Annotated in this window: 13 protein-coding genes; 7 read left to right on the forward strand and 6 right to left on the reverse strand. The window is 72.6% G+C overall.

Annotated elements, in window-relative coordinates; all coding sequences use genetic code 11:
• Positions 1 to 109: 109 nt before the first annotated feature.
• Positions 110 to 1,537 carry a UDP-glucose dehydrogenase family protein gene (locus tag ACTFTM_RS05830; protein WP_449564824.1) on the reverse strand — a complete coding sequence of 476 codons (1,428 nt, stop codon included), beginning with the start codon at positions 1,535 to 1,537 and terminating at the stop codon, positions 110 to 112.
• 250 nt (positions 1,538 to 1,787) lie between these two features.
• On the opposite strand from ACTFTM_RS05830, the gene ACTFTM_RS05835 reads away from it, so the two are divergent.
• On the forward strand, positions 1,788 to 2,957 hold the full coding sequence (locus tag ACTFTM_RS05835; protein ID WP_449564826.1) for an acyl-CoA dehydrogenase family protein: 1,170 nt from the start codon (positions 1,788 to 1,790) through the stop codon (positions 2,955 to 2,957).
• A gap of 187 nt (positions 2,958 to 3,144) precedes the next feature.
• Positions 3,145 to 4,425, forward strand: a complete 1,281-nt coding sequence (locus tag ACTFTM_RS05840) for a multidrug effflux MFS transporter (RefSeq protein WP_449564827.1) — start codon at positions 3,145 to 3,147, stop codon at positions 4,423 to 4,425.
• Positions 4,426 to 4,481: 56 nt separating this feature from the next.
• Here ACTFTM_RS05840 and ACTFTM_RS05845 read toward each other — a convergent pair whose 3' ends face one another.
• Complete coding sequence (locus ACTFTM_RS05845) at positions 4,482 to 5,147, reverse strand: hypothetical protein (RefSeq protein ID WP_449564828.1); 666 nt, start codon at positions 5,145 to 5,147, stop codon at positions 4,482 to 4,484.
• Between the two features lie 23 nt (positions 5,148 to 5,170).
• Between ACTFTM_RS05845 and ACTFTM_RS05850 the strand changes: the two genes are divergently transcribed.
• Both ACTFTM_RS05850 and ACTFTM_RS05855 read left to right on the forward strand, forming a co-directional pair.
• On the forward strand, positions 5,171 to 5,689 hold the full coding sequence (locus tag ACTFTM_RS05850; protein ID WP_007455764.1) for an acyl-CoA thioesterase: 519 nt from the start codon (positions 5,171 to 5,173) through the stop codon (positions 5,687 to 5,689).
• 141 nt (positions 5,690 to 5,830) lie between these two features.
• The gene (locus ACTFTM_RS05855) at positions 5,831 to 7,828 is read left to right on the forward strand and encodes an acetoacetate--CoA ligase (RefSeq protein ID WP_449564829.1); all 1,998 of its coding nucleotides are present in this window, start codon (positions 5,831 to 5,833) and stop codon (positions 7,826 to 7,828) included.
• 354 nt (positions 7,829 to 8,182) lie between these two features.
• Here ACTFTM_RS05855 and ACTFTM_RS05860 read toward each other — a convergent pair whose 3' ends face one another.
• The gene (locus ACTFTM_RS05860; RefSeq protein ID WP_449564830.1) at positions 8,183 to 8,872 is read right to left on the reverse strand and encodes a TIGR03089 family protein; all 690 of its coding nucleotides are present in this window, start codon (positions 8,870 to 8,872) and stop codon (positions 8,183 to 8,185) included.
• Between the two features lie 152 nt (positions 8,873 to 9,024).
• Between ACTFTM_RS05860 and ACTFTM_RS05865 the strand changes: the two genes are divergently transcribed.
• Both ACTFTM_RS05865 and ACTFTM_RS05870 read left to right on the forward strand, forming a co-directional pair.
• Positions 9,025 to 10,170: a glycosyltransferase family 4 protein gene (locus ACTFTM_RS05865; RefSeq protein WP_422738388.1), complete on the forward strand. Its 1,146-nt coding sequence runs from the start codon at positions 9,025 to 9,027 to the stop codon at positions 10,168 to 10,170.
• A 63-nt stretch (positions 10,171 to 10,233) separates the two neighbouring features.
• On the forward strand, positions 10,234 to 11,325 hold the full coding sequence (locus ACTFTM_RS05870) for a mannose-1-phosphate guanylyltransferase (RefSeq protein ID WP_449564831.1): 1,092 nt from the start codon (positions 10,234 to 10,236) through the stop codon (positions 11,323 to 11,325).
• 48 nt (positions 11,326 to 11,373) lie between these two features.
• Here ACTFTM_RS05870 and ACTFTM_RS05875 read toward each other — a convergent pair whose 3' ends face one another.
• A complete protein-coding gene (locus ACTFTM_RS05875; RefSeq protein ID WP_449564832.1) occupies positions 11,374 to 11,973 on the reverse strand; it encodes an NUDIX hydrolase in 600 nt (199 codons plus the stop codon).
• A 322-nt stretch (positions 11,974 to 12,295) separates the two neighbouring features.
• Here ACTFTM_RS05875 and ACTFTM_RS05880 point away from each other — a divergent pair, with 322 nt between their 5' ends.
• Complete coding sequence (locus ACTFTM_RS05880; protein ID WP_449564833.1) at positions 12,296 to 13,294, forward strand: ArsR/SmtB family transcription factor; 999 nt, start codon at positions 12,296 to 12,298, stop codon at positions 13,292 to 13,294.
• A gap of 231 nt (positions 13,295 to 13,525) precedes the next feature.
• Here the strand turns inward: ACTFTM_RS05880 and ACTFTM_RS05885 are convergent, their stop codons facing one another.
• Both ACTFTM_RS05885 and cofD read right to left on the reverse strand, forming a co-directional pair.
• Complete coding sequence (locus ACTFTM_RS05885; protein WP_449564834.1) at positions 13,526 to 14,614, reverse strand: coenzyme F420-0:L-glutamate ligase; 1,089 nt, start codon at positions 14,612 to 14,614, stop codon at positions 13,526 to 13,528.
• Complete coding sequence (cofD, locus tag ACTFTM_RS05890; protein ID WP_449564835.1) at positions 14,611 to 15,597, reverse strand: 2-phospho-L-lactate transferase; 987 nt, start codon at positions 15,595 to 15,597, stop codon at positions 14,611 to 14,613. Before cofD ends, ACTFTM_RS05885 begins: the two co-directional genes overlap by 4 nt.
• Positions 15,598 to 15,659: the final 62 nt, after the last annotated feature.

The following is a 15,659-nucleotide window of genomic DNA, read 5'->3' on the forward strand; positions in this document are numbered from 1 at the left end:
ATGCCCAAAGCTGGCGCGGATTTCGACACTTGTCGGCGGGTCCGGGGCAAACAACATCATCGGCCGGCCGCGTGGAGCGCTTCGCGGCCGGCCGATGAGTGGTGGATCGTCAGGGGCGGCCCATGCCCCGGTACTCCCAGCCGGCCTGGGTCCACAGTGCCGAGTCGAGGCAGTTGCGCCCGTCGACGACCTTGCGTCCGCCGACCAGCTCGCCCAGGGCGACCGGGTCGGCGTTGCGGAAGTCCGCCCACTCGGTGAGGACGCAGACCAGGTCGGCGCCGGCGACCGCCTCGTTGATGCCGGGCTCGTAGGTCAGCTCGGGCACCGCGCGGCGGGCGTTCTCGGTGCCCTGCGGGTCGTACACGTGCACGTCGGCTCCGGCCTTCTGCAACAGCGCGGCGACGGCGAGCGCCGGGGCGTCGCGGACGTCGTCGGTGTTGGGCTTGAAGGTCGCGCCCAGCACGGCGATGCGGGTGCCGGAGAAGTCCGGGCCGGCCGGCCCGGATCGGCGGCCGAGCAGGTCGGCCGCGAGCTGGAGCACGCGGGTCCGCCGGCGCAGGTTGATCAGGTCGACCTCGTGCAGGAAGCGCAGCGCCTCGCCCGCGCCCAGTTCCTGCGCGCGGGCCTGGAAGGCGCGGATGTCCTTGGGCAGGCAGGCGCCACCGAAGCCGAGGCCGGCCTGGAGGAAACGGTTGCCGATGCGCGGGTCGTACCCGATGGCCCGGGCGAGCTGCGTGACGTCGCCGCCGCTGGCCTCGCAGACCTCGGCCATCGCGTTGATGAACGAGATCTTGGTGGCCAGGAAGGCGTTCGCCGCGACCTTGACCAGCTCGGCCGTGGCGAAGTCGGTGACCACCAGGGGCACCTCGCGGTCCTCGGTGGCGGCCAGGTCGAAGACGCCCTTGTGCGCGGCGTAGAGCATGCCGTTGGCCCACTCGCTCTTCACGCCGACCACGATCCGGTTGGGCCGCAGGACGTCGTCGACGGCGAAGCCCTCCTGGAGGAACTCGGGGCTCCACGCCACCTCGACGCCCAGGTCGTCGTGGGTGTGCTTGCCCACGAGCTGCTCGACCCACTCGGCGGTCCCCACCGGCACGGTCGACTTGCCGACGATGAGCGCCTTGCGGGTCAGGTGCTGGGCGAGGCCGGTCACCGACGCCTCGACGTACGACAGGTCGGCGCCCATCCCGTCGGCCCGCTGGGGGGTGCCGACGCAGATGAAGTGCACGTCACCGAACTCGGCGGTCTCGGCCATGTCGGTCGAGAACCGCAGCCGGCCGGCGGCCAGGTTGCGCTTGAGCAACTCGTCCAGGCCGGGCTCGTGGATCGGCACCTCGCCGGCGTTCAGCATCGCGATCTTGTCCGCGTCGACGTCGAACCCGAGCACCTCGTAGCCCAGCTCGGCGTAGCAGATGGCGTACGTCGCACCGAGGTAACCGGTCCCCAGGAACGTCACCCGCGGCCGAGGCGCGCCCGAGGGCGGTGTCACCGCGGCGATGGCGGGGGTCGGCTGGATGGTGGGGTAGGGGATCGTCACGCCTGTCTTCTCCGCTCGCACTGGCGGCGCGTCGTCGCGTCGCATTCTGCTGCGGCGCCTGGGCGGGCACCGGAGGGGTGGCTCAACTGTCTGCTTCCATCATCGCCCAGCGGCGCGGGTGCTCCGTTCTGCCCATACCTACGCGCCGGTAACATCACCTGAACTGCAGTCGCTATCCTTCAGTCTGCGCGGTCGGCGGTCAGGGGAGGCCACAGACTGCGCATGATAGCGGTGAAGGGGAGGGGCCGACATGGCCGCAGGGGAGTCGTTCGACGTCTACCGGTTGCCGGAGGAGCACGAGGCCATCCGGGAGGCGGTCCGGGAGGTCTGCGCCGCCAAGGTGGCGCCGCACGCCGCCGAGGCCGACGAGACCGGCGAGTTCCCGAAGGCGTCCTACGACGCGCTGCGGGCCGCCGACTTCCACGCCCCGCACATCCCCGAGGAGTACGGCGGGGCGGGCGCGGATGCCCTGGCCACCGCCATCGTGATCGAGGAGGTGGCACGCGCCTGCGCGTCCTCCTCGCTGATCCCGGCCGTGAACAAGCTCGGCACGATGCCGCTGCTGCTGGCCGGCTCCGACGAGATCAAGCGCCGCTACCTGACGGCGGTCGCGGCGGGCGACGCCATGTTCTCGTACTGCCTCTCCGAGCCGGAGGCGGGCAGCGACGCGGCGTCGATGACCACCCGCGCCGTTCGTGACGGGGATCACTGGGTCCTCAACGGCGTGAAGCGCTGGATCACCAACGCCGGCGTCTCGGAGTTCTACACCGTCTTCGCCGTCACCGACCCCGCCGCCCGCTCCCGGGGCATTTCCGCCTTCGTGGTCGAGAAGTCCGACCCGGGCGTCAGCTTCGGTGCGCCGGAGAAGAAGCTCGGCATCAAGGGCTCGCCGACCCGCGAGGTCTACCTCGACAACGTGCGGATCCCCGCCGACCGGATGATCGGCGCGGAGGGCACCGGCTTCGCCACCGCCATGAAGACCCTGGACCACACCCGGGTCACCATCGCCGCCCAGGCCGTCGGGATCGCGCAGGGCGCGCTCGACTACGCCAAGGGGTACGTCGCCGAGCGCCGTCAGTTCGGCAAGGCGGTCGCCGAGTTCCAGGGCATCCAGTTCATGCTCGCCGACATGGGCATGAAGCTGGAGGCGGCCCGGCAGCTCACGTACGCCGCCGCCGGCAAGTCCGAGCGGGGCGACGCCGACCTGACCTACTTCGGCGCGGCGGCCAAGTGCTTCGCCTCGGACGCCGCCATGGAGATCACCACGGACGCGGTGCAGTTGCTGGGCGGCTACGGCTACACCCGCGACTACCCGGTCGAGCGGATGATGCGCGACGCCAAGATCACCCAGATCTACGAGGGCACCAACCAGGTGCAGCGCATCGTCATGGCGCGACAGCTGCTCGCCGGCGTCGTCTGACCGACGCCTGATCAGAACCCGACAGCCCCACCGTCGACCGGCGGTGGGGCTGCCGGCGTGCGCACGTGAGCCCTCCCACATCGGGGATGTCACAGGGCCCTGAGACGTTGTCTGCACATGACAATCACCGAAACCAATCCCCGCCACCGCTCGTCCACGACGTACGACCCGAACCAGAGAGATCGAGATGACGAAGCAGTTGGTGGAGAAGACCGCCCCCGAGCCGGATGTGCTGCCCGGCGACCTGATGACCAACCGCCAGCGCGTGCAACTCGTGCTCGTGCTCGGCGCGTTGATCGCCATCGGACCCCTGACCATCGACATGTACCTGCCGGCGCTGCCGGCCATCACCGCCGGCCTGCAGACCACCGAGACGGCCGTGCAGTTGACGCTGACCGGCACCCTGATCGGCCTCGCGCTGGGCCAGCTGCTGATCGGGCCGGTCTCCGACGTGGTCGGCCGGCGGATTCCACTGCTGGCCGGGCTCGCCGCGCACATCGTGGCCTCCGTGCTGTGCGTCTTCGCGCCGAACATCGCCGTGCTGGGCGTGCTGCGCGTCCTCCAGGGACTCGGCGTCGCCGCCGCCACCGTGGTCGCGACGGCCGTCGTCCGCGACCTGTTCAGCGGCGCGTCGTTCGCGCGGATCTTCTCCCGGTTGATGCTGGTCATGGGGCTCGCGCCGGTCCTCGCGCCGACACTGGGCAGCGGGCTGCTGCGCTGGACCGAGTGGCGGGGCGTGTTCGCGGCGTTGGCCGTACTGGGCGCGTTGCTGATCGTCGTCGCGGCGGTGAAGCTGCCGGAGACCCTCGACGTGTCGCGCCGCCGGCACGGCGGCGTGGCGGCGACCCTGCGTGACTACCGGGCGCTGGTGAACGACCGGGCGTTCGTCGGGTTGGTGCTGGTCGCCGGGCTGGCCATGGCATCGCTGTTCGCGTACGTCGCCGGGTCGTCCTTCGTCCTGCAACAGGAGTACGGCCTCGACGAGCAGCAGTTCGGCCTGGCCTTCGGCGCCGGCGCGGTGGGCCTGATCGGGGCCACCCAGTTCAACGTACGGCTGCTGCGGCGCTACACCCCACAGCAGATCCTCGTCGGCGCCCTGATCGCGGGAACGGCGGCCGGGCTGCTGCTGGTGCTGTTCGCCGCCACCGGCATCGGCGGCCTGGGCACCCTGCTCGCGTCGCTGTGGCTGGTGCTGGCCGCGGCCGGTCTGGCCCTGCCGAACGCGCCGGCGCTGGCCATGAGCCGGCACAGCGAGGCGGCCGGTACGGCAGCGGCGCTGCTCGGTGCCGTCCAGTTCGGCGTCGGCGCGCTGTCGGCGCCCCTGGCCGGCCTGTTCGGGACGGGCAGCGTACCGATGGCGATCGTCATCGCGGGCGGCATGGCCGCGGCGCTGGCGGTCATGGTCCTGGTCGTGCCCCGCGCCGCCCTCGGCGTGGTGGACGCGGACCTGGCCGTCGCCGTGCACTAGCGCTGCTCACGCCGGTGGTGTGGTCGGGCGGGCCGGTTCTCCGGCCCGCCCGACGGTCAGCGGATCTCGGTGGTGTCCTCGGGCCGCGACTGACCGCGTGGTGGCGCGGACCACGGTGACTCGCCGCCCACCCGGCGGGGCAGCGGCTCGGTCGGCGTCGGATCGGCCGGGTAGCCCAGGGTCAGCGGTGCGGTGTCGCGCTCCGCCGACTCGGACGACGACCAGTCGGTCAGGGTGAAGTCGTCACCGCGCGGCGCGTCCGCCGGCGCCGGGGTGGCGGCCGGCTCGGTCACCGGCTGCGGCCACCGCCGCCAGCGTTGACCGCTGAACGTCGCCATCAACAGCAGCAGACCGATCAGGAAGAGCGTGCCGTTCTCGACCGGCAGCCGCAGCGGCAGCGGGTCGCCGAACACCTTCCACTCGTGCGGGATCGCGTCGCGCACCTCGAACGGCGCCACGAACATCCCGATGTACGGGGTGACCAGCAGCAGCCCGGCCACCAGTGGGCCCGCCGGCGAGAAACGCAGTGTGCCGAGCAGCCCGAGCAGGACACCGCCGACGCCGAGGTACACGGCCGGCTCGATCAGGTTGGCGGTGTTGAAGGTGCCGATCTCCACCCAGCGGTCGACCGTCCGGCTCGACCCGTCCTGCCCGAGTGTGACAAGCGCCCACGTGATGGGTGCCACCACCAACCCGGCGAGGAAGCTCCAGAGATGTCGCATCCGCGCACCGTACCGTTTCCGCCATGACCGAGCACCTCTCCGCCGCTCCGACCGGCAAACCGACGTCGTACTCCCGTGTCACCCTCAGCAAGATCATGACTGCGGTGGACGTCAACCTCTACGGAACTGTTCACGGCGGGGTCCTGATGAAGTTCGTCGACGACGTGGCGGGCGCCGCCGCCGCCCGGCACAGCGGCGGGACGGCGGTCACGGCGGCGATCGACGAGATCGTCTTCTCGGAGGCCGTCCGGGTCGGTGACCTGGTGCACGCGCACGCCCAGGTCAACTGGACCGGGCAGACCTCGATGGAGGTGGGAGTGCGGGTGGTCGCCGAGCGGTGGGACTCGGCCGAGGACGCGCCGGTGCGGGTCGCCACCGCGTACCTGGTCTTCGTCGGGGTGGACGTCGGCGGCGCGCCGCGCACGGTCCGCCCGGTGCTGCCGGAGACGCCGGAGGACGAACGCCGGTACCGGGAGGCGGAGATCCGCCGCGAGCACCGCCTGGCCCGCCGCCGTGCCATCCAGGCGCACCGGGCGGGCTGACCCACATGGGTTGACGTGGTGGAGTGTGGGCCGCGCACGCGTCGATCGGCCTACCCGGTGCGCAGAATGGCGCTTCGAGGTAGGGCAAGATGGCGCCACGGCCCATGCACAGTGACGTGCGGCCGGGGGGAGGGTGGAGCAGTGGGTGACGTGCTGTGGACGCCGCCGGCGGACGTGCTCGAGCGGTCCCGGATCGGCGACTACCTGCGCTGGCTGCGGGAGCACCGAGGGCTGGACTTCGCCGACTACGACGCGCTGTGGCACTGGTCGGTCACCGACCTGGACGCCTTCTGGCGCTCGATCTGGGACCACTTCGAGGTCGTCGCGCACACTCCGCCGACCGCCACGCTGGCCGACCGGACGATGCCCGGGGCCCGCTGGTTCCCCGGCGCCACCCTCAACTACGCCGAGAACGTGCTGCGCATGCCGGGCCGCGCCGACGACGACCCCGTCGTCATCGCGCACGGCCAGACCCGGCCGCCGGTCACCCTCACCGCCGCCGAGCTGCGCGAGCAGGTCCGCCGGGTGTCGGCCGGGCTGCGCCGGCTCGGCGTCACCGCCGGGGACCGGGTGGCGGCGTACGCGCCGAACATCTCCGAGACGTACGTCCTGCTGCTCGCCACCGCCAGCCTGGGCGCGATCTTCTCGTCCTGCGCGCCCGAGTTCGGCACCCGCAGCGTCACCGACCGGTGGCAGCAGATCGAGCCGACGGTGCTGGTCGCCGTGGACGGCTACCGGTACGGCGACAAGGCCGTCGACCGGCGCGCCGAGGTCGCCGCCATCCGTGCCGCCCTGCCGTCGCTGCGGCACACCGTCAGCATCGGCTACCTCGACCCGACCGGCTCCGCCCCCGAGGGCGCCCTGGACTGGGCCGAGCTGGCCGCGCCCACCGCCGAGCCGTTGACGTTCACGCCGGTGCCGTTCGAGCACCCGCTGTACGTGCTCTACTCCTCGGGCACCACCGGGTTGCCCAAGCCGATCGTCCACGGCCACGGCGGCATCCTGCTGGAACACCTGAAGATGCTGGCCCTGCACCACGACCTCGGCCCGTCCGACCGGTTCTTCTGGTTCACCACCACCGGCTGGATGATGTGGAACTTCCTGGTCTCCGGGCCGGCGGTGGGCGCGGCCATCGTGCTCTTCGACGGCAACCCCGGGGTCCGGGCGGAGCCCGGCCGGCCGGCCGAGCCCGACCTCGGCGGGCTGTGGCGGCTGGCCGCCGACACCGGCACCACCTACTTCGGCACCTCGGCGCCGTTCCTGCTGGCCTGCCGCAAGGCCGGTCTGGTGCCCCGCGAGATCGCCGACCTGTCCGCGCTGCGCGGCGTCGGCTCCACCGGTGCGCCGCTGCCCGCCGAGGGCTTCCACTGGGTGTACGACACGGTGGGCGACCAGGTGCAGCTCCAGTCGCTGTCCGGCGGCACCGACGTGTGCACCGGCTTCGTCGGTGGGGTGCCGCTGCTGCCCGTGTACGCCGGCGAGATCGCCTGCCGTGCCCTGGGCGCCAAGGTGGAGGCCCGCTCGGCCGACGGCACCCCGGTGATCGGTGAACTGGGCGAGTTGGTGATCACCGAGCCGATGCCGAGCATGCCGGTGGGCTTCTGGAACGACCCGGACGGCGTCCGCTACTCCGAGGCGTACTTCTCGGTCTACCCGGGCGTCTGGCGGCACGGCGACTGGATCACCATCAACGCCCGAGGCGGCTGCGTGATCACCGGACGATCCGACGCCACCCTCAACCGTGGCGGGGTGCGGCTCGGCACCGCCGAGTTCTACTCCGTCGTCGAGGGGCTCGACGAGGTCGTCGACTCGGTCGTGGTGCACCTGGAGGACGACGAGGGTGGTGCCGGCGAGCTGCTGCTCTTCGTGGTGCTGGCCGACGGTCTGACCCTGGACGACGCGCTGCGGGCGAAGATCAGCCGTGAGCTGCGTACGGCGCTCTCCCCGCGGCACGTCCCCGACGAGATCCACCAGGTACGCGCGGTCCCCCGGACCCTCTCGGCCAAGAAGCTGGAGGTGCCGGTCAAGAAAATCCTCACCGGCACCCCGGTCGACTCGGCAGCGGCGAAGGGCGCCCTGGCGAACCCCGAGTCCCTAACGGCCTTCGCAACCTTCGCCCAGTCCCGCTCCCACCCCTGACCCCGGTGGGAGCGGGAGCCGTCGGGGCTCGGCCCCCGCCCCCGCAGGCTCCCGCCCCCGCAGGCTCCCGCCCCCGCAGGCTCCCGCCCCCGCAGGCTCCCGCCCCCGCAGGCTCCCGCCCCCGCAGGCTCCCGCCCCCGCAGGCTCCCGCCCCCGCAGGCTCCCGCCCCCGTAGGCGTCGATCATGGAGTCGTGGTGCCCCGCAAAGGCCGCGTACCACTGCTATTCGCCCACCACAACTCCATGATCGACCCAGCCTGGCCCTGGGTTCCCGCGATCTTGCACTTTCTGTCGCGGCCTAAGGGGCATTCCACGCGTATCGACAACCGAAACTGCAAGATCGCGGGCGTGGGGTTAGGGGAGGGTGTGGGTTACTTTTTCGCTGGTTTGGCGGGTGGTCAGGTGGGCGGGGTTCTGGTTGGCGCAGAGGACCACCGTTGCGGAGCGGGTCAGCGGCGCCAGGAGCCAGTCGACCGGGTCGGGGTAGCGGGCGGTGTCGACCAGAACGCGCGCCCCACGCTCGATGCCCAGCTCGTCGGCGCGGGCCTCGGCCCGGGTCAGCAGGTGCGCGTCGGTGGGGCCGGGGCCGGGCTGCGGGGTGAAGTGGTCGCCGTGCCCGCGTACCTCGACCACGTAGTCGGCGAAGCCGGGCGGCACCTGCCGCAGTGGGGCGGCGAGCGGGGCGAGGCCCAGGGCGTAGCGCTCGTCCGCCGGCCAGGACTGCGCCTCGTCGAACCTGTCGGCTGCCGCGAAGAGGACGTCGACGTTCCCCGGCGTGTCGAGGACGCTCAGCTTGGCCGACCAGCAGCCCAGCAGCACCGCGGCGGTCTGCCAGTGCGGAGGCAGCAGGACGCCGGCCGGTGTGCCCGGCGCGAGGCCGACCTCGTCGACGAGGAGATTCGCGGTCTTCGACACCCAGTTCGCCAAGGTGGCGCCGGAGAGTTCGGTGCGGTCGCCGGTGGAGTCGTCGTACCAGGTCAGCAGCGGTCGGGTCGGGTCGGTCGCGATCGCGTCGGCGAACACCCGGGCAATGTTGTCGGCCATCGGCGCGAACGATACGCCTCCGCGCCCCGTACTCGATGACGATGACAAGTCGGCGTACGGTCGGGTCGCAGTCAGCGTCCGCCCCGTACTCCGGCGTAGGCTTTACCCCCGGAGTGTTGTTCCCCACAGACCCACCTTCAAGGAGTCGCCCCGTGACCGCCGGTCGCCCGCCCCGCGTGCTCATCGACGCCACGAGTGTCCCCGCCGACCGTGGTGGCGTCGGTCGATACGTCGACGGTCTGCTCGGTGCCCTCGGAAAGGTGTGCGGGTCGGGGGTGGAGTTGGCCGTGGTGAGCCTCCGCACCGACCAGGAGCGTTACACGCGGATGCTCCCGGGCGCGGAGATCATCCCCGCTCCGGCCGCCGTGGCGCACCGCCCGGCCCGCCTCGCCTGGGAGCAGACCGGCCTGCCGCTGCTCGCCCAGCAGGTCGGCGCGCACGTGCTGCACTCGCCCTTCTACACGTGCCCGCTGCGGGCCGGGTGCCCGGTGACGGTCACCGTGCACGACGCGACGTTCTTCACCGAGCCGGAGCACTACGACAAGTCGCGCCGGACGTTCTTCCGCAGCGCCATCAAGACGTCGCTGCGTCGCGCCGACCGGGTGATCGTGCCCAGCAAGGCCACCCGGGACGAGCTGATCCGACTGCTCGACGCCGACCCGACCCGCATCGACGTGGCCTACCACGGCGTCGACCACGCCGCCTTCCACGCGCCGAGCGAGGAGGAGAAGGCCCGCGTACGCGCCCGGCTGGGGCTGGGCAACAGCAGCTACGTCGCCTTCCTCGGCGCCAAGGAGCCGCGCAAGAACGTACCCAATCTGATTCGGGGTTGGGCTCGTGCGGTGGCCGACCGGGCCGAGCCGCCGGCGTTGGTGATCGCCGGCGGCCAGGGGCACGACGACGACATCGACCGCGCGGTGGCCGAGGTGCCGTCGCACCTGCGCCTGCTGCGCCCCGGCTACCTGCGGTACGGGGACCTGCCCGGCTTCCTCGGCGGCGCGCTGGTCGCCGCCTACCCGTCGTACGGCGAGGGGTTCGGCCTGCCGATCCTGGAGGCGATGGCGTGCGCCGCCCCGGTGCTGACCACGCCCCGCCTGTCGCTGCCCGAGGTGGGCGGCGACGCGGTCGCGTACACCTCGGAGGACCCGGACCAGATCGCCACCGACCTGGCCGCCCTGCTCGACGACGAGCAGCGCCGGTTGTCGCTGGCGAAGGCCGGCTTCGACCGGGCCAAGGAGTTCACCTGGGAGTCCAGCGCCGAGGTGCACATCGCCGCGTGGAGTCGCGCCCGTTCGTGACCGTTTGGGCCCCTCATGGTGACCCGTGCCACTGCGGGACGATGCGTCGGGCATGATGTGCGGATGCTTTATGCGGTCATCCCGGCAGGTGGCAGCGGCACAAGGTTGTGGCCGTTGTCCCGCGCCGGCCACCCCAAGTTCCTCCACCCGCTGACCGGCACCAGTTCGTCGCTGTTGCAGGCGACCGTGGAGCGGCTCGCGCCGCTGACCACGCCGGATCGAACCCTTGTGGTCACCGGCGCCGCGCACGTCGCGGCGGTCGCCCGGCAGCTCACCGGGCTGCCGGAGGAGAACATCCTGGTCGAGCCGTCGCCCCGGGACTCCTGCGCGGCGATCGCGCTGGCCGCGGCGGTGATCGCGGTCCGCGACCCGGAGGCGGTGATGGGCAGCTTCGCGGCCGACCACCTGATCCGTGACCCGGACAGCTGGGTGCGTACGGTCCAGGAGGCGGTCCGGGGTGCCGAGCAGGGCATGCTGATGACGGTGGGGATCACGCCGACCCGCCCGGAGACCGGCTACGGCTATCTGGAGACCGGCGACGCCGCCGACGGCACCCCGTGGCGTCAGGTGGCCGAGTTCAAGGAGAAGCCGGCCGCCGAGGTTGCCGAGGCGTACGTCCGCTCGGGTCGACACCTCTGGAACGCCAGCATGTTCGTCTGGCGGGTGGACGTGTTCCTCGCCGAACTGGCCCGTCAGCAGCCGGCGCTGCACGCCGGGGTGAGCGCGATCGCCGCCGCCTGGGGCACCCCGGAGCAGGACGACGTCCTCGGCACGGTCTGGCCGACGCTGCCGAAGATCTCCGTCGACTACGCGGTGATGGAGGGCGCGGCCACGGCGGGCCGGGTGGCCACGGTGCCGGGTGACTTCGGCTGGAACGACGTCGGTGACTTCCACACCCTCGGCGAGGTGCTCCCGGCCGACGACGCGGGCAACGTGGTGCTCGGCACGGATGCGAAGCCGGGCGTGTTGCTGCGGGACGCCGCCGACCTGGTGGTGGTGCCGCAGTCGGGTCGGCTGGTGGCGGTCATCGGTGTGCGTGACCTGATCGTGGTGGACACCCCGGACGCGGTGCTGGTCTGTCCGCGCGAGCGGGCCCAGGACGTGAAGCTGCTGGTCGACGAGCTCAAGGAGCGCGGCGAAGAGGGCTACGTCTGACGTTCGGTACGTGCGCTGGCGGCGGGAGCTCCCGCCGCCAGCGCCGTGTCACCACCTGCGCAGGGCCGCGAGTGCCGGCTCGACGAGTTGTGCGGTCCCGCCGGCCAGCGGCTCGGGCAGTTGGTGGGGCGGGAACCACCCCAACGCCTCGGCCTCGTCGCTGACCTGTTCGACCGCGTCGGCCGGGGCGACGACGGCGAACCGGACGTCGTAGTGGCGCGATCCGCCCTGGCACTGCACCTCGTGCACGTCGATGTCGATCGGCACCGGGTCGATGCGCAGCCCGGTGATGCCGGATTCCTCGGTGGCCTCGCGCAGCGCGGCCGCGACAAGCGTCCGGTCGACCGGCTCGCAGTGCCCTCCGAGCTGCACCCAACGGCTGAACTTGGCGTGCAGACAGAGCAGCACCCGCGCCCCGGTCGGGTCCAGCACCAGCGCGCTCGCGGTGACGTGGCCGGGACGGTGTTGCCGGCTCATCGCGATCGGTCCGGCGGCGAGCAGCGCGAGGGTGCGATCCCGTGCCTCGGCCGCCGCCGGGCTGGTCGGCTGCCAACCTTCGAGCAGCGTGACGGCGTCGGCGTGCAGTGCCGCGAACGTCGTGGGATCGGCGGGGTCGACGGCGGGTCCGGTCATCGCGGTGTCGGGCATCCCGTCACTCTACGAGCGGGCGGCTCCGCCTGGCCGGCGGCGCGTACCGCGGCGGCGGGGTGACCGGACGACACCTCTGCGGAGCAAGGGCCGCAGACCCTCGTGGTGCCGCCCGATCACCGGTCCTCCCCAGTCCCGGTGCCCCGGCGTCGAGCGCGTCCATGACGCGTCGGTGCCGTGCGCGGGCATTGGAAGCATGCCGAACCGTCCCCGGAGGCGTCGAGGTTTTTCAGCCCAGGCTTAAAGATGGAGATAACTGCCGGCCGGGTAGAGTCGAAGTGGTCGCCCGGCATTCCCTCTGCCGGCGGCACGGGAGCGCTCCATGCTGAAGATCCACTTTTCCGGCGAGGACATCCTCCGAACCCGGGTGGCGCCGGCGGCCGACCCGGTCTGGGAGCTGGTCCTCAGCCTGCACGCGTTGCAGGGCCGCAACCGCGACCCACTGACATCGGCCTGGCGGCACACGGTGACCCGCGGGCTGCGCCGGGACGTCGCCTCCGACCAGCTCCGACTGCTCTTCGCCCTGAATCCGCCGCGCGGCTACTTCCCCGACTTCCTCACCCCGTACGCCAGCGTGGAGGGTTTCGAGGCGGGTCTGGACGCGGTGCGCGGCACGCCCATCGAGGTGCTTCAGCGGGACCTGACCCTGGTGGCCGCCGAGAACCCGCTGCCCTCGTCGGCCGCCGCGCTGGCCCGGGGCGACGTGGCGACGTTGCGGCACCTCGCGGACTCGATGGAGCAGTACCGGGCGCTGGCGATCAGCCCGTACTGGAGCCGTATCCAGGCCGCCGTGGCGGCGGACCGCAACCGCCGTGCGCGCGCCCTCCTCGACGGCGGCGTCGAGGGCCTCCTGGCCAGCCTGCGCCCGACCATGCGTTGGTCGAGTGGGGTGCTCGAGGTGCGCGACTACCCGCACAGCCGCGAGTTGCACCTGGACGGGCGGGGACTGCTGCTGGTGCCGTCGTTCTTCTGCGCACCCACACCGGTCGCCCTGCTCGACCCGGCGCTGCCGCCCGTCCTGGTCTATCCCGTGGACCGGCTGGGCGGCCTCGCCGTCACCGACACCGACACACCGGCCGCGAGCGGCGCCGGTCGTGACGCGCTGGCCGCGCTTCTCGGCCGGACCAGGGCCGCGGTGCTACAGGCCAGCGACGACGGCTGTACGACGGGCGAGATGGCCCGTCGTCTCGACATCTCCCCGGCGGCGGCGAGCCAGCACGCCACCGTCCTTCGCAACGCCGGCCTGCTCGTCAGCCACCGCGACCGCAACACCGTGCTCCACACGCTGACCCCGCTAGGCCGAGCCGTCCTAGAGGCCTGACCCCGAACCCCGAACCCCGCACGCCCCGTCGATCATGAAGTTATCGCCCGGACACGCCGAGGCGACGGGCAATAACTTCATGATCGCCGGGCGCCCACCGGCGGGGTGCCCACCGCCGGGCGCCCACCGGCGGGGTGCCCACCGGCGGGGTGCCCACCGGCGGGGCGTCCGCCGGCGGGGCGTCCGCCGGCGGGGTGTCCGCCGCTGGGCGTTCGCCGGCGGGGCGCGGACCTACAGGGCTAGGGCGGCGCTTGCCGGGCTGCCGGCCGGTGGGGGCAGCAGCGTCGACGGGATGCCCTCGGCTGCCAGGGCGATGCGCAGCCGGTGCAGGTCGGCACCGAAGCGGACCAGGTCCATCGGATCGACCGGCGCCGGGGCGGTGCCGAGCACCAGCGCGCTCGCGTCGGCGGGCCAGCCGGGCACCTCGGCGACCAGGCCGGCGCGTACCTCCGCCTCGTCGACAAGCGTGAAGGCCGTGCCCGGGGTGACGACCTCGGCGACCGCGTCGAGCGCCCGCCGCACCGCGGCGGGGTCGACCGGCTCGGGTCCGACGGCCTCGGCGAGGGTCGCGGCGTCGGTCAGCCCGGCGGCCCGGGCCTCGGCGGTCCCGAGCGAGAAGAGGTCCTGCGCTGCGTCCCGGACCAGTGCCCGCGCGCCGCCGGAGTCGTCCGCGCGGGTGGCGGTGAGGTAGCCCCGCACCACGGCCACCGGGACCTGGTCACACTTGCCCTTGATCAGTTCGCCGGCGCCCGCCAGCTCGTCCACCACGGCCATCTGGGTGAGCTGAAGCTCGTTGCCGTACGGGTCGACCTCGCCCCGATGGTCGCGGATGGCCGGCATGCCGGCGACCCCGAGCGCGACGTCGGTCAGCCCGTTGCGCCAGGGCCGACCCATGGTGTCGCTGACGATCACCGCGACGTCGAGGTCGTACCGTTCCCGCAGCGCGGCGCGCAGCTCCCGGGCCGACGCGTCCGGGTCCGCGGGCAACAGCACCAGTCGGGTCTTGTCGACGTTGGACGCGTCGATCCCGGCGGACGCCATCACGAATCCGTGGTGGGTCTGCACGATCCGGGTCGCGCCCCGGCTGGCCACGACCCGCGCGGTTTCGCCGGCCAGCACCTCCTCGCGCGCGGCGAGCCGCTCCGGCCCGTCCGCCGGGACGTCGACCAGCCGTCCCTCCGCCTTGGAGACGATCTTGCTGGTCACCACCAGCACGTCGCCGTCGCGCAGCCACGGCGCGGCGGTGGCGATCAACGCCGCCAGGTCGTCGCCCTCGGTCACGTGGCCGATGCCCAGCACCGGCAGGATCTCCAGCCTCACGTCAACTCCACCGCGGCGCGGACCATTGCCGCCGTCGCCGCCTCGTCGGTCATCCGCAGCGGCACCGCGCGGACCGTCACCTCCGGCACCAGCGTGTCGGCGTCCTCCTCGGCGACCAGCCAGCCGTCCAGCAGGCCGCCGGCCGACCGGCCACCGTACAGCCGACCCACTCCCGCCGCGCTGCACTCGACTCCGAGGACCGCGAGACAGCGGTCGGCCATGCCGCGCACCGGGGCTCCGCCGATGATCGGCGAGACCCCGACCACCGGCGCCGGGCCGTCCACCACGGCCTCACGCATCCCGGGTACGGCGAGCACCGGCGCGACGCTCACCACCGGATTGCTCGGGGCGATCAGCACCAGGTCGGCCGTCCCGATGGCGTCCAGCACACCGGGGGCCGGCTTCGCCGTCTCCGCGCCCACGAACACGAAACGGTGGGTCTCGATGTTCGCCCGGTACCGCACCCACCACTCCTGGAAGTGGATGGCCCGCTGACCCGGGTCGTCCTCGGCGGCGTCGACGCCGTTCGCGGGCTCACCTCTGCCGCTCACGATGGCGTGGGTCTCCAGCCGGTCGTCGGTCGCCGGCAGCAGGCGTACGCCCGGTTGCCAGCGGCTCGCCAGCGCCTCGGTGACCGCGCTGAGCGGGTAACCGCCGTTGAGCATGGTGCTGCGGACCAGGTGGGTGGCGATGTCCTTGTCGCCGAGGCCGAACCAGGTGGGCTCGACGCCGTACCCGGCCAGCTCCTCCTTGACCGTCCAGCTCTCCCCGACTCGGCCCCAGCCCCGCTCCGGGTCGGCGCCGCCGCCGAGGGTGTACATGACGCTGTCCAGGTCGGGGCAGATCTTCAACCCGTGCAGCCACAGGTCGTCGCCGACGTTGACCACGGCGGTCACCTCGGCGCCGACCTCGCGGGCGTACGCCCGGACGCCGAGCAGGAACCGGGCGCCCCCGATGCCGCCGGCCAGAACCACGATGCGCATGTCGACCATCCTCGCGTACGTGACGCCTCCGGTCCGCCGGTGCCCGGGGAGACTAGGCTCAC

The organism is Micromonospora sp. RB23 (assembly GCF_053585025.1).

Excerpts from the sequence above, each read along its gene's own strand:
- ACTFTM_RS05835 (WP_449564826.1), top strand. The coding sequence starts at position 1,788 with ATGGCCGCAGGGGAGTCGTTCGACGTCTACCGGTTGCCGGAGGAGCAC.
- ACTFTM_RS05840 (WP_449564827.1), top strand. The coding sequence starts at position 3,145 with ATGACGAAGCAGTTGGTGGAGAAGACCGCCCCCGAGCCGGATGTGCTG.
- ACTFTM_RS05845 (WP_449564828.1), bottom strand. The coding sequence starts at position 5,147 with ATGCGACATCTCTGGAGCTTCCTCGCCGGGTTGGTGGTGGCACCCATC.
- ACTFTM_RS05850 (WP_007455764.1), top strand. The coding sequence starts at position 5,171 with ATGACCGAGCACCTCTCCGCCGCTCCGACCGGCAAACCGACGTCGTAC.
- ACTFTM_RS05860 (WP_449564830.1), bottom strand. The coding sequence starts at position 8,872 with ATGGCCGACAACATTGCCCGGGTGTTCGCCGACGCGATCGCGACCGAC.
- ACTFTM_RS05870 (WP_449564831.1), top strand. The coding sequence starts at position 10,234 with ATGCTTTATGCGGTCATCCCGGCAGGTGGCAGCGGCACAAGGTTGTGG.
- ACTFTM_RS05875 (WP_449564832.1), bottom strand. The coding sequence starts at position 11,973 with ATGCCCGACACCGCGATGACCGGACCCGCCGTCGACCCCGCCGATCCC.
- ACTFTM_RS05880 (WP_449564833.1), top strand. The coding sequence starts at position 12,296 with ATGCTGAAGATCCACTTTTCCGGCGAGGACATCCTCCGAACCCGGGTG.
- cofD (WP_449564835.1), bottom strand. The coding sequence starts at position 15,597 with ATGCGCATCGTGGTTCTGGCCGGCGGCATCGGGGGCGCCCGGTTCCTG.